Origin of the sequence: Pseudomonas sp. S9, from assembly GCF_000222125.1 — a bacterium.
Taxonomy (GTDB): Bacteria; Pseudomonadota; Gammaproteobacteria; order Pseudomonadales; family Pseudomonadaceae; genus Aquipseudomonas; species Aquipseudomonas segetis.
Genome location: NZ_AFFX01000008.1, coordinates 64,247 through 77,642, shown reverse-complemented (window position 1 = coordinate 77,642; position 13,396 = coordinate 64,247). Strand labels below are relative to the sequence as shown.

8 protein-coding genes and 1 pseudogene are annotated in these 13,396 nt (G+C 57.9%); 2 read left to right on the top strand and 7 right to left on the bottom strand.

Translation table 11 applies throughout. The annotated features are described in order from the left end of the window. Positions 1-74: 74 nt before the first annotated feature. Positions 75-1,877, bottom strand: a complete 1,803-nt coding sequence (locus tag PSES9_RS0115625; protein WP_010488490.1) for an acyl-CoA dehydrogenase — start codon at positions 1,875-1,877, stop codon at positions 75-77. Positions 1,878-2,017: 140 nt separating this feature from the next. Beyond that, complete coding sequence (locus PSES9_RS0115620) at positions 2,018-3,184, bottom strand: YbfB/YjiJ family MFS transporter (RefSeq protein WP_029529589.1); 1,167 nt, start codon at positions 3,182-3,184, stop codon at positions 2,018-2,020. A 178-nt stretch (positions 3,185-3,362) separates the two neighbouring features. Between PSES9_RS0115620 and PSES9_RS0115615 the strand changes: the two genes are divergently transcribed. Continuing rightward, a complete protein-coding gene (locus PSES9_RS0115615; protein WP_010488487.1) occupies positions 3,363-4,211 on the top strand; it encodes a 23S rRNA (adenine(2030)-N(6))-methyltransferase RlmJ in 849 nt (282 codons plus the stop codon). Between the two features lie 58 nt (positions 4,212-4,269). Here PSES9_RS0115615 and msrA read toward each other — a convergent pair whose 3' ends face one another. Further along, positions 4,270-4,917, bottom strand: a complete 648-nt coding sequence (msrA, locus tag PSES9_RS0115610) for a peptide-methionine (S)-S-oxide reductase MsrA (protein WP_010488486.1) — start codon at positions 4,915-4,917, stop codon at positions 4,270-4,272. A 122-nt stretch (positions 4,918-5,039) separates the two neighbouring features. After that, positions 5,040-7,703, bottom strand: coding sequence for a putative bifunctional diguanylate cyclase/phosphodiesterase (locus tag PSES9_RS0115605; RefSeq protein WP_010488485.1), 2,664 nt, complete (start codon positions 7,701-7,703; stop codon positions 5,040-5,042). Between the two features lie 78 nt (positions 7,704-7,781). Between PSES9_RS0115605 and PSES9_RS0115600 the strand changes: the two genes are divergently transcribed. Then, the gene (locus PSES9_RS0115600) at positions 7,782-8,312 is read left to right on the top strand and encodes a hypothetical protein (protein ID WP_010488484.1); all 531 of its coding nucleotides are present in this window, start codon (positions 7,782-7,784) and stop codon (positions 8,310-8,312) included. 87 nt (positions 8,313-8,399) lie between these two features. Here PSES9_RS0115600 and aceF read toward each other — a convergent pair whose 3' ends face one another. From aceF to aceE, 3 genes and pseudogenes are all read right to left on the bottom strand, one after another. Next, entirely contained in the window at positions 8,400-10,328 is a 1,929-nt protein-coding gene (gene aceF / locus PSES9_RS0115595) for a dihydrolipoyllysine-residue acetyltransferase (RefSeq protein ID WP_036988289.1), read from the bottom strand. 132 nt (positions 10,329-10,460) lie between these two features. After that, positions 10,461-10,670: pseudogene (locus PSES9_RS25365) on the bottom strand (biotin/lipoyl-containing protein); the annotation flags it as partial. A gap of 11 nt (positions 10,671-10,681) precedes the next feature. After that, positions 10,682-13,327: a pyruvate dehydrogenase (acetyl-transferring), homodimeric type gene (aceE, locus tag PSES9_RS0115590; protein WP_010488482.1), complete on the bottom strand. Its 2,646-nt coding sequence runs from the start codon at positions 13,325-13,327 to the stop codon at positions 10,682-10,684. Between the last annotated feature and the right edge of the window lie 69 nt (positions 13,328-13,396).

Here is a 13,396-nt window from a genome sequence, read left to right as displayed (position 1 = left end):
GCCAGCCAGGTATCTGTGACGCGCGCGGTGAAGAAAAGATCCCCTTGCACACATTGCATGTGCAAGGGGGGCGGTCAGAACCAGTTTTCTTGCATCTTCAGGCAGGTATCGTCGCGGCTTTCGAGTATGTCCAGTTCATGCTGGCAACTCGGCACTTCCCAGGTGAGGAAGTAGCGGGCGGCTTGCAGCTTGCCCTGATAGAAGTCCCGGTCCGCGCTATTGCCTTTTGCCAGCCCTTGCTCGGCGCGTATGGCCTGCTCAAGCCAACGCCAGCCGATGACTGCATGGCCGAATACGTTCAGGTACAGGGCCGAGTTTGCCAGGCCTTGGTTAACCTTGCCGGTCATCAGGTCGCCGAGCAGCCCCAGGGTCACCTTGGACAGCCTTGCCAGCAATTGCTCGAGGGGCAGGCGTAGGCTGTTCAGCGACTCGTAGGCGCTGGCGCGCTCACAACATTGCTGGATCAGCTTGACCAACTGTTTGAGCGCTGCGCCCTGATTCATCGAGACCTTGCGCCCCAGCAGGTCGAGTGACTGAATACCATGGGTGCCTTCGTGAATCGGATTGAGGCGATTGTCACGGTAATACTTTTCCACCGGATATTCACGGGTGTAACCGTGGCCGCCGAGGATCTGGATCGCCAGCTCGTTGGCCTTGAGGCAATACTGCGATGGCCATGACTTGACAATCGGCGTCAGCAGGTCAAGCAGCTCCAGTGCGGCGCCGCGTTGTTCCTCGGTTTCCAGCGTCTGGGTGTCATCGAATAGCCGGGCAGCGTACAAGCCCAGGTCGAAAGCACCCTCGACGTAAGCTTTTTGGGTCAGCAGCATGCGGCGTACGTCTGCATGCTCAATGATTGCGACCTGTGATGAGGCGGGGTCCTTGCCATCCGGCAGGCGCCCTTGCGGGCGTTGCCGGGCATACTCCAGCGAGTACAGATACCCCGCGTAGCCGAGCATGACCGCGCCCATGCCGACGCCAATCCGCGCCTCATTCATCATTTGGAACATGTAGCTAAGGCCATGGTGTGGCTTGCCCACCAAATAGCCGACACAGTCGCCATTATCGCCGAAGTTGAGTGCAGTTGAGGTGGTGCCGCGCCAGCCCATCTTGTGGAACAACCCTGCCAGCAATACATCATTGCGCTTGCCGAGCGAGCCGTCGTCGTTAACCAGGAACTTGGGCACGATAAACAGTGAAATCCCTTTCACGCCGGGGGGCGCGTCGGGAAGCTTGGCCAACACCATGTGCACGATATTCTCTGACAAGGGATGATCGCCGCCAGAAATGAATATCTTGTTGCCCTTGAGCCGGTAGCTGCCATCTGCGGCCGGTTCGGCACGGGTGCGGATGTCTGAAAGCGAGGAGCCGGCATGGGGCTCGGTCAGGGCCATGGTGCCGAAAAAGCGCCCTTCAATCATGGGGGCTAGGAAACGCTTCTTTTGCGCCTCGTCGCCGAAGGCTTCGATCAGGTTGGCAGCACCCATGGTCAGCATCGCGTAGGACGATGTGGCGATATTGGCAGATTGGAAATGGGCAAAGCAGGCCTGGGATAGCAGGTTGGGCAACTGCATGCCACCGACGTCAAACTCGCGGGTGGCGTTGAGAAATCCAGCCTCAAGGAAGGCATCGACCGCCGGTTTGATTTCCGGGATCAGCTTGGCTGCGCCATCTATGTATTCAGGCTCATTCTCATCATTCTTGCGGTTATGCGGAGCAAACAGGTTTTCTGCGATGCTGCGGGCCGTATCGATTGCCGCGTCGAATGTTTCACGGCTGTGCTCGGCAAAGCGCTCGCGTTGGGTCAATGCCTGGGCATCGAGCACTTCGTAAAGTTCGAACGCAAGGTTGCGGGCGTTAAGCAGAGTCTCGGACATGGTAGGCCTCCTGTTTGTCGCGCCGAGTCTAGGCAGGCGCCACGGCACTGCCCAGCATTATCCATTGGCGTGATAAAGCTCTACATGCTTGATTGTTCGGGCATATGGCAATCTAGATCGCTTGTTGCCTTCGCATTTGCCTAGGCTGTTTGGCGGCCTGGAATCGCAAATGTCCAGCACAGCCCCCAGAACAGAGCGGCCGCGCCAATGGCAAAGCATTGGGTGAGCGTGGCGCCCATCTGCAAGGCTTGCTCTGCCAGCCAGGGACCAAGTAACTGGCTGGCGCCATACAAGGCAATAAGCGCTGCAGACAAGCGAGGCCCCTGGTGCGGGTGAAGCTGCCGGGCCAGGCGTTGGGTCAGGAACACGGTACCGATAAAGCCGCCGCCGACTAACACAGCGCAAAGCAGTATGCCCACAGAGCCAGGCCAGAGCATTGGCGCTGCGGCCCCCAGTCCTTGCGCGGCGTAGTTGCACAGCAAGGCTCGGCGATCACCAATGCGTGCGCCCAGGCTATTCCAAAAGGGAAGAGATATGAGGCTGGCGCTTGCCGTCCACAGCCATGCGCCCTTGACCAGTGGATCGCCCGGCGCCAGTTTTTCCTTGGCCAGGGAGGGTAAAAACGTCATTGGCAGGATGTAGCCCAGCCCCGCGCCGGTATAGGCAAGAAACAGCGGTGTGCTCGCCCGGTCGAACAGGCTGGAGCTAGAGTGCTGTTGGACCTTTACTGCGGGCTCGTGCAGTTTAAGACGGCTCAGCAAGCCAATGCTCAATAGCGCCAGCGGCAAGCTCAATATTGCCATTGGCCACCAGCGATCCGGACCGCTCAGCCAGGCGTGTGGCCAGGTCACTGTTGCGCTTGAAAGCAGCAGGCCGCCACCCAGGCCCAGGTAGATCAGGCCGCTGAGCCGGGTACGCTGGTGCTGTGCGAGCCATTCGAGGACCAAGGCCGGGGCCTGGACAAACACTACGCCGTTACTGATGCCATTGGCCAGGCGCAACCAGGTCAGGCTTTCAACCGAGCTTGCATAGACTTGTGCCAGCGTCAGCAGGGCATTGGCCAGCAGTGCCAGGGGCAGGGCGATACGCATGCGTGATGGCGCATGCAGAACCAGCGCGAGCAAGGCGCCGATCAGGTAGCCAATATAATTCCAGGTTGCGACCCTGGCACCTTGTTCAAGCGTCAGCAAGCCATCGCTGATCAGGTAGGGCAGCAATGGCGTGTAGGCAAAGCGGCCCAATCCATGGACGACAACCAGCGCGCTTGCGCCAGCGAGTAGGGCCAAGATCACGTGGCGCTGCGGCAGAGAGTTCATGCAAAGGCTTAATGATTAGCTACCTGCAATCATACTGGTTGTAGGCAGGGGTTAACTGGAGAGTGCGCCGGGCAGGCAATTGTAGAACATGATGAAAGCGTGCGAATAAACAACAACTGCGAAAATCAGCCAAGCAGTTAAACTGTAAGGCTTCGAGGAGCCTATTGCCATGAATTACCGCCACGCCTATCACGCCGGCAACCACGCCGATGTTCTTAAACACCTGGTTTTATGCCGGATAATTGCCCTGTTGTCGCGAAAGGAGGCGCCATTTGCCTATCTCGACAGTCATGCAGGCGTGGGTTTGTATGATCTGCGAGGGGACCAGGCGTCGCGTACAGGTGAATGGCTTGAGGGGATTGCCAAGATTTGGCAGGCCGAGGATGTGCCTGAGCCGTTTGCTGATTATCTGGGCGTGATTCGCGCAATGAATCCAGAAGGTGAGTTGCGTCATTACCCTGGCTCGCCAGAGCTGGCACGCAGGCTTTCCCGCGAGCAGGACCGTTTGCAGCTCAATGAGAAACACCCGGAAGACGGGCGCTTGCTCAAGGAGAACATGAAGGGCGATCGGCGTGTGGCTGTGCACCTGGGGGGGGGTTGGCATGTGCCCCGTGCGTTGTTGCCGACCCAGGAAAAACGCATGCTGATGCTGATTGATCCCCCCTTTGAGCAAGACGATGAACTGGAGCGCTGTGTCGAGTCACTTGGCGATGCGATTGCACGCATGCGCCAGGCAATAGTTGCGATCTGGTACCCAATCAAGGATTTGCGGCAACTGCGCAAGTTTTACCGCGACCTGGAAAAAAGCGGCGCACCCAAGCTGCTGCGCGTTGAGCTGTATGTGCACCCAACTGATGAGTCGCTGCGTTTGAATGGCTCCGGGCTGGTGATCAGCAATCCGCCATGGGGACTGGAAGACGAACTCAAGCAACTGTTGCCCTGGTTGGCAGAACGGCTGGGGCTGAGCCAGGGTGGCTGGCGCATGGACTGGCTGATCGAAGAAAAAACCTCGGCTTGAGCCATCCATGAAAAAGGCGGCCTGGTCTAAACCAGGCCGCCTTTTTGTGTACGCTTAATTACGGTGGCAGGCATACTCCGGTGCCGCCCAGGCCGCAGTAGCCGCTTGGATTTTTTGCCAGGTATTGCTGGTGATAGGCCTCGGCATAATAGAAATCACCGGCCTTGGCGATTTCAGTGGTGATGCTGCCCAGGCCGGCCTTGTCCAGTTCAGCCTGGAACATCTCCTGGCTTTGAAGTGCCTTGGCAAGCTGCTCATCGCTGTTGCAGTAAATCGCGGAGCGATACTGGCTACCCTTGTCGTTGCCCTTGCGCATGCCTTGGGTCGGGTTGTGCGCTTCCCAGAACACCTTGAGCAAGGCCTCAAAGCTGGTGATCTTAGGGTCGAAAACCACCAGTACGACTTCGGCATGCCCGGTCAGGCCGGAGCAGGTTTCTTCGTAGGTCGGATTTGGAGTGATGCCGCCTGAATAACCGACAGCGGTGCTCCAGACACCTGGCTGTTGCCAGAAGCGGCGCTCCGCTCCCCAGAAGCAGCCAAGGCCAAACACGGCTGTTTCCAGGCCTTGCGGGAATGGGCCCTTGAGTGGGTTGCCGTTGACGAAGTGAGCGTCTGGAACTGTCATCGGCACATCACGGCCCGGCAATGCCTGTTCGGCCGTTGGGAGTTCTAGTTTGTTTACAAGGATTTGCGAACGCAGAGCCATGAGCCATTTCCTCAACATCATTTTCATGTACTGGGTAGACCGCCATTGTGCGACGACGTTACAAAATCGGCCAGCCCGTATTGAGCATCTGGCATTAATTCCAGGCGAAGACTTGTGTCGACTCAGTTGCGAATATAGCGCTTGAGGCTATCAATCAGGTTGTGCCCGGCGATTGCCTTGTCGAATAAAAACCCCTGGCCAATATCGCAGTGCTGGCGGCGCAGGAATTTCAACTGGGCGCTGGTTTCAATACCTTCGGCGACCACTTTTATTTTCAGGTTGTGGGCCATGGCGATCACTGCCGAGGTGATCTCCATGTCGTCCTGGTTCTCCGGGATGTCCTTGATAAAACTGCGGTCGATCTTGATCACATCAATCGGGAATTTCTTCAGATAACTAAGCGATGAATAACCTGTGCCGAAGTCGTCCATTGCCAGGCTCAGGCCTAGCTTCTTCAAGTCGATAAGTTGGCTGCGGGTGTCGCTGGTCGCTTCCAGCAGCAAGCTTTCCGTCAGCTCAAGCTCAACTCGGTCAGGCGGGAGTTGTTCTTCCTCGATAATGGTACGAATCGCGCCGACCAGGTCCGGGTCGGTAAATTGCTTGGGCGAGACATTGATCGCGACCTGAATGGCGCCCATGCCCACCGCCGCGAGTTGCACACTCATCCGGCAGGCTTGGCGCAATACCCATTTGCCAATGGGGATGATCAGACCAGTCTCTTCGGCAACGCCAATGAAGTGATCCGGGCTGATCATGCCCTTTTGTGGATGATTCCAGCGTAGCAGCGCCTCAATACCCACCAGTGCACCGGTCTTCAGGCACAGTTTGGGTTGATAGAACACCTCAAGCTCGTTCTGCGTCAGGGCGCGACGCAGGTTGTTTTCGACAAAGAGCTTATGGTCGGCCTCGGCATTCAGTGCCTCGGTGAACACGCAGACCTGGTGCTTGCCGTTGGCCTTGGCCTTATGCAGCGCCAGTCCGGCGTGCTTGGTCAGTATTTGTGGATCGGTGCCATGGGCGGGGGCGCAGGCCAGCCCGATTGAGCCGGTAATGCTGATCAGTTGGTTATCGACAAACAGTGGTTTGTCCAAAGTTTGCAGAACCTGCGCGGCCACGGCTTGCCCTGCATCGAGGTCGTGCTTATCAAGCAAGATGGCAAATTCATTGCTGGCAAAGCGCGCCAGGATCGCCGCCGGGCTCAGGGTGTTGCGCAGGCGCTTGGCCAGGCTGGACAGGAGTTTGTCGCCGGTTTGGTGACCCAGGCTGTCGTTGATCCGCTTGAAGTTGTCGATGTCCACCAACAACAGGCTGATACCCGTCTTGTCGGGCACCGCAAAGCGTTTTTCCAGGGCGCGGATAAAGGAATAGCGATTGCCAAGGCCAGTCAGGTTATCGCGAAAGGCCAGGCGTTCAATGCGCTGCAATGCGCTCTTGCTTTCGGTGATGTCTTCGTAGATGCCGATGTAGTGGGTCAGCGCGCCGTCATCGGCATGGACCTTGGAGATCGACAGCTGGCTCCAGTAGGGCTCGAGGTTTTTCCGCCGGCTCTTGCATTCACCTTGCCAGCTATTATGACCCGATAGGCCCGACTGGCTGCTTAAAAAAAACTCTCTCAGGTTCTCCAGCGCCGGTAACTCGGAAATAAGCCGGCCTTGTACTTCTTCAGCGCTGTACAGGGTGATCGCGGTAAAGCTCGGGTTCACGTACTCAACAAGGCCATCGCGGTTGAGCAATATAAATGCGCTGGCGCTTTGCTCGACCGCACGCTGAAACAGGTAGAGTGCTTGGGTCGCCGTGCGTCGTTCCTGGTTGGACAGCACCTGGGCATACTGGTCAGCCAGTTCGCCGCAGAAGGCGATCTCGTCGGATTTCCACTGGCGCGGCCCACCAAGGTGTTCAAGGCACAGAAGGCCCACGACTTCACCGTCCACACGAATGCCTGCGTCCAGCAGGGCGCCAATATTAAGCGGCTTCAGGTAGTGCTGCAGCTCAATGGTTCGCGGATCATTGAGTGCATCCTCGATATGCAGCGAGCGCCCTGCACGCATGAAGTTCATGTAGTTCGAGAAGAGCTTGAGGCTCAGGTGCGTTTCTTGATGATGTTGCTGGGTGTCAGCCTGATACACAGTCACCGACTGCAAATACTCCCCATTGACCAGCCAAATGGATGCGCGCTTGAGTGCATAGGTTTCGCACGCCGCCTGGGTAATCAGCCTGGCTGCATCCTGTAGCGCGTCTTCCTGATAGATGTGGCTGGCCAGGCGCAGGATCAGCTTTTGCTGGGCAAGGGTACGCTTTTTCTGTTGTAGCGGATCCTCGATCTGCGGCATGAGTTGTTCTGGCAACGCATGGGCGGGGCCTGGTTGAACGCCTGCTGTCAGCTCCGGTTGGCGCGTTGCCGTTACCAGCAGGTAGCCGCGCAGCAGATTATGCCCACGCTGCTTGAACGCCTCGCCCATTTCAATGAGGTTAAGCGCGCCCAGTGGCGTATGCAGGGTGTAATTCACGAGATAGTGGGGTTGCTGGCTCAGTTGCTGCTGGATCTGGTCGTGCAGTGAGTGGCGCGCTTCTGGCTCCATCAGGCTGGCATAGGGTGATTCGACCAGGGCACATAAATCGCTCGCAGCAATGCCCAGTTGACGCTCACAAGAAGGGTCAAGAAACAGCAAGGCCCAACTGGCCTCATTCATCCGTTCGAAACGCAGCATGCCCAGTCGTGATGGTACTGGCAACTGCGTCACAACCTCGGCCGCCAGTTGGTTGGCGGCGGTGGGATGGCTTCTCATTAAATGGCTTGCTTCCAGTATGCTGCGCAGGGCGAGAAAGTCTGCCCAATTCACTATAGCGTCAAGTAAGGGTGCATTATGCAAATGCGACTGACAAGAAAACTAATTTTTGCCTTATTGATCAGCAGCGGTTTGGTTTCTATATCCACTGTATCGGCCGACCCACCCGCGGGCTTGAGCAGTCCTGAGCAAGCCAATTACCTGCATGAGATAAAGCGTCTCTACAACACCCAGGACGAGCGCAAAGCGCTGCTTGCCCATGTCAATAAATTGCTCATGACCTATGCCCTGCGCGCCGGTTACCAGGTCGGTCAGGCCGATCGCCGCGACCTCATATACAGTGTTGCGCTCAGCGCCAAGGGCGAGTTGCTATTGCGTGAGGAAAGCCGTGGTGAAAGCAGCACTGATATCGCCGTGCGTAATCAGCGTATCGATGTGTTTGGGGTTGATCCTTATATCCGCTACGACTGCCCGACGAGCGGGATCAGCTGCACCCTGAATAATCCGCACAGCGGCAGCGCCATGATAACCATAGTGCGCGATAACAATGGCGCGGCGGAACTGGCCAAGGCCATGAGCTTTTTGATTCGCAATGTGCAAAAAGGTTGACGCACCAGCGCAGCAGGATAAAAAAACCCCGCCAATGGCGGGGGTGAGGATGCGAGCGTGGCGTGCTCGAAACGTATCGCTAAGTCGTTACAGGAGCATGGTGCGGATATCGCCCAGTACATCGCCTAAACGCTTGGTAAAGCGCGCCGCAGAAGCGCCATTGATCACACGATGATCGTAGGACAGCGACAGCGGTAGCATCAGTTTTGGCTGGAAGGCCTTGCCATCCCAAACCGGCTGGATGGTCGCCTTGCTGACACCAAGGATCGCAACTTCAGGCGCGTTGACGATCGGCGTGAAGCCGGTGCCGCCAATGTGGCCGAGGCTGGAAATGGTGAAGCAGGCACCCTGCATGGCGTCTGGGGACAACTTTTTGTTGCGCGCCTTATCTGCCAGTTCAGCCGCTTCAGCAGCCAGTTGCAGCAAGCTCTTTTTGTCGACGTCGCGGATAACCGGTACGAGCAAGCCGTCCGGGGTGTCCACTGCGAAGCCGATGTGCATGTACTTCTTGCGGATGAAGGCTTTGCCGCTAGGCGCCAGCGAACTGCAGAAATCGGGCATTTCCTTGAGCAGGAAGGCGCAGGCCTTGAGCAGCAATGGCAGCACGGTCAACTTGACCCCGGCTTTCTCGGCAACCGCTTTCTGCGCAACACGGAAGGCTTCCAGTTCGGTGATGTCGGCCGAATCGAACTGAGTGACGTGTGGAACGTTCAGCCAGCTACGGTGCAGGTTGGCGGCGCCTATCTGCATCAGGCGAGTCATCGCCACTTCTTCGATTTCACCGAACTTGCTGAAATCAACAGCCGGAACCGGAGGAATGCCTGCGCCGCCTGTTGCGCCAGCGGCTGCTGGTGCCTGCTTGGCCTTGTTCATCATGGATTTGACGTATACCTGCACGTCTTCCTTGAGGATCCGGCCTTTCGGGCCGCTGCCCGGTACATCTGCCAGGTCCACGCCAAACTCGCGCGCCAGTTGGCGAACAGCAGGGCCGGCGTGAACCTTGCCGCTGGTCACTGGGGCCGAGCTGGCTGCTGCAGCCGGAGCTGGAGCTTTTTCCGGTGCTTGAGGCGCTGCTTCTGCTTTGGCTGGCGCCTGGGCAGGTGCGGCTTCGGCAGGGGCGCTGCCAGCAACCTTGAGCTTGAGGATCAGGTCGCCAGTACCGGCTTCGTCGTCCAGCTTGATCTCGACGCTTTCAACCACGCCCGCTGCAGGGTATGGCACTTCAAAGCTGGCCTTGTCCGATTCGAGGGTGATCAAGGATTGATCAACTTCGATGGTGTCGCCAGCCTTGACGAACAGTTCGATGACTTTGCCTTTGGCATCCGAGCCGGTGTCAGGGATGCGCACTTCTTCAATTGAAGCGCCCTTGGCTGGAGCCGGTGCGGCCGCTGCAGGTGCTGCTTTAGCCGGCGCCGGGGCGGATTCTTCTTTAGCCGCCGGTGCCGAGCCAGAGCCAGCAACCTTGAGCTTGAGGATCAGGTCGCCAGTACCGGCTTCGTCGTCCAGCTTGATCTCGACGCTTTCAACCACGCCAGCTGCAGGAGATGGCACTTCAAAGCTAGCTTTGTCCGACTCAAGGGTGAGCAGGGACTGATCAACTTCGATGGTGTCGCCAGCCTTGACGAACAGTTCGATGACTTTGCCTTTGGCATCCGAGCCGGTGTCAGGGATGCGCACTTCTTCAATTGAAGCGCCCTTGGCTGGAGCCGGTGCGGCCGCTGCAGGTGCTGCTTTAGCCGGCGCCGGGGCGGATTCTTCTTTAGCCGCCGGTGCCGAGCCAGAGCCAGCAACCTTGAGCTTGAGGATCAGGTCGCCAGTGCCGGCCTCGTCGTCAAGTTTGACTTCGACGCTTTCAACCACGCCCGCTGCAGGGGATGGCACTTCAAAGCTGGCCTTGTCCGATTCGAGGGTGATCAAGGATTGATCAACTTCGATGGTGTCGCCAGCCTTGACGAAGATCTCAATGATCTTGCCCTTGGCATCCGAACCTGTGTCCGGAATACGCACTTCCTCGATGCTTGAGCTGCCTTGGGCGGCTGGCGCCGGGGCTGCTTCGGCTTTTGGCGCCGGGGCCTTTTCTGCCTCGGGTTCAGGCTTTTTCTCAGGCTCGGCTGCTGCGCTTTCGCCCGCAACTTCGAGTTCAAGCAGTTCGTCACCTTCTTTCAGGGTGTCGCCGAGCTTGACCTTGATGCTTTTGACGACCCCGGCCTTAGGCGCCGGGATCTCCATGCTGGCCTTGTCAGACTCAAGGGTCAGCAGGCTTTGTTCGGCTTCAATGGTGTCGCCGACCTTAACGAACAACTCAATTACTTCACCCTCACCACTGCCGATGTCGGGTACGCGAATCAATTCACTCATCGTTTCGCTCCTTAGCAGTCCAGTGGGTTGAGTTTTTCTGGGTTGATGCCGAACTTGGCGATGGCTTCAGCCACTACCTTAGGTTCGATATCACCGCGATCAGCCAAGGCTTCAAGCGCGGCCAGCACGACGAAGTGACGGTCAACTTCGAAGAAGTGACGCAGCTTCTTGCGGCTGTCACTGCGGCCAAAGCCGTCAGTGCCCAGGACTTTGTACTCTTTGCTTGGAACCCACTGGCGAATCTGGTCAGCAAACAGCTTCATGTAGTCGGTGCTGGCGATAACCCGGCCTTTACGCCCGCTCAGGCACTGCCCAACGTAGGTTTCCTCAGTTTTTTGTTCTGGGTGAGGGGGGTTGCGACGCTCCACAGCCAGGCCATCGCGGCGCAGTTCGTTGAAGCTGGTAACGCTCCACACGTCAGAGGCGACGTTGAATTCGTCACGCAGGATCTTCGCGGCTTCGCGCACTTCGCGCAAGATGGTGCCGGAACCGAGAAGCTGCACGTGGTGGGCGGCTTCCTTGGTGTCTTCTTCGAGCAGGTACATGCCCTTGATGATGCCTTCTTCGGCACCTTCAGGCATTGCTGGCTGCTGGTAGGCTTCGTTCATCACGGCGATGTAATAGAAGATGTTCTGTTGCTCTTCCATCATCAGGCGCGTGCCTTCACGAATGATCACCGCCAGCTCGTAGCCGTAGGTTGGGTCGAACGTGCGGCAGTTCGGGATGGTCGCCGCCATGATGTGGCTGTGGCCATCTTCGTGCTGCAGGCCTTCGCCGTTCAGCGTGGTGCGCCCAGCGGTACCGCCGATCAGGAAGCCACGGGTGCGGCTGTCGCCTGCGGCCCAGGCCAGGTCGCCAATGCGCTGGAAGCCAAACATCGAGTAGAAGATATAGAACGGCAGCATCGGCTGGTTGTGGCAGCTGTAGCTGGTGCCGGCGGCGATGAACGAAGACATCGCGCCTGCTTCGTTAATGCCTTCTTCGAGAATCTGGCCTTTCTTGTCTTCGCGATAGAACATCACCTGGTCTTTATCGACCGGCTCGTACAGCTGGCCTACGGATGAGTAGATGCCAAGCTGGCGGAACATGCCTTCCATACCGAAGGTACGGGCTTCGTCCGGGATGATCGGAACGATGCGCTGGCCGAGTTCCTTGTCCTTGACCAGTTGCGCGAGAATCCGCACGAAAGCCATGGTGGTGGAGATTTCACGGTCACCCGAGCCATCAAGGATCGCTTTGAGCGTATCCAGCGGTGGTGTTGGGATATTGAAGCTGTTGGCGCGACGCTGAGGTACGAAACCGCCAAGTGCTTCGCGGCGCTTGTGCAGGTACTTGGCCTCGGCGCTGCCTTCTTCAGGTTTGAAGAACGGCAGGTTCTCGAGCTGGTCGTCATTGACTGGGATGTCAAAGCGATCGCGGAATTTCTTCAGGCTTTCAACATCCACTTTCTTGGTGTTGTGCGCTGTGTTCTTCGCTTCGCCTGCGCCTGTGCCGTAACCCTTGATGGTCTTGGCCAGAACCACGGTCGGCTGACCTTTGTGGTTGACCGCATCGTGGTACGCGGCATAGACCTTGTACGGGTCGTGGCCGCCACGGCTGAGCTTCCAGATCTCGTCGTCGGAGAGGTCAGCGACCATCGCCTTGAGTTCTGGGGAGTTGAAGAAGTGTTCGCGAACGAAGGCGCCGTCTTTGGCCTTATAGTTCTGGTATTCACCGTCGATCACTTCATCCATGCGGCGTTGCAGAATGCCGTCGGTGTCCTTGGCCAGCAGCGGGTCCCAGAAACGGCCCCAAACCACTTTGTTCACATTCCACTGGGCGCCACGGAATACGCCTTCGAGTTCCTGGATGATCTTGCCGTTGCCGCGAACCGGGCCATCGAGGCGCTGCAGGTTGCAGTTGATGACAAAGATCAGGTTGTCGAGCTTCTCGCGGCCAGCCAGGGAGATGGCGCCGAGCGATTCCGGCTCGTCACATTCGCCGTCGCCGAGGAAACACCAGACTTTCTGCTTACCTGCAGGGATAAAGCCGCGATCTTCGAGGTACTTCATGAAACGTGCCTGGTAGATCGCCTGGATCGGGCCGAGGCCCATCGATACAGTCGGGAACTGCCAGAAGTCAGGCATCAACCATGGGTGCGGGTATGAGGATAGGCCCTTGCCGTCGACTTCCTGGCGGAAGTTGACCATTTGCTCTTCGCTGATGCGGCCTTCCATGAATGCGCGGGCGTAGATGCCGGGGGCAACATGGCCCTGGAAGTAAATCAGGTCGCCGCCGTGCTCTTCGGTCGGGGCTTGGAAGAAGTAGTTGAAGCCGATGTCATACAGGGTCGCACTGGAGGCGAAGCTGGAAATGTGGCCGCCCAGGTCAGGGTCGAACAAGTTGGTGCGCATCACCATCGCCATTGCGTTCCAGCGTACCAGCGAGCGAATGCGGCGTTCCATGAACAGGTCGCCAGGCATGCGTGCTTCGTGGGTTACCGGGATAGTATTGCGGTAGGGCGTGGTGATTGCGTAAGGCAGTTGCGCACCGCTGCGGGTGGCCAACTCACCTAGGCGAGTCATCAGGTAGTGAGCGCGGTCTTCGCCTTCTTTGTCGAGTACAGACTCAAGTGCGTCCAGCCATTCCTGGGTTTCGACGGGATCGAGGTCTTGCATGGCTTGCTCCAGGGCGGAAAGGCTTCCAGAATCGGAGGCCAGGATTCACAGCCGGTTTTGTAAACTGGC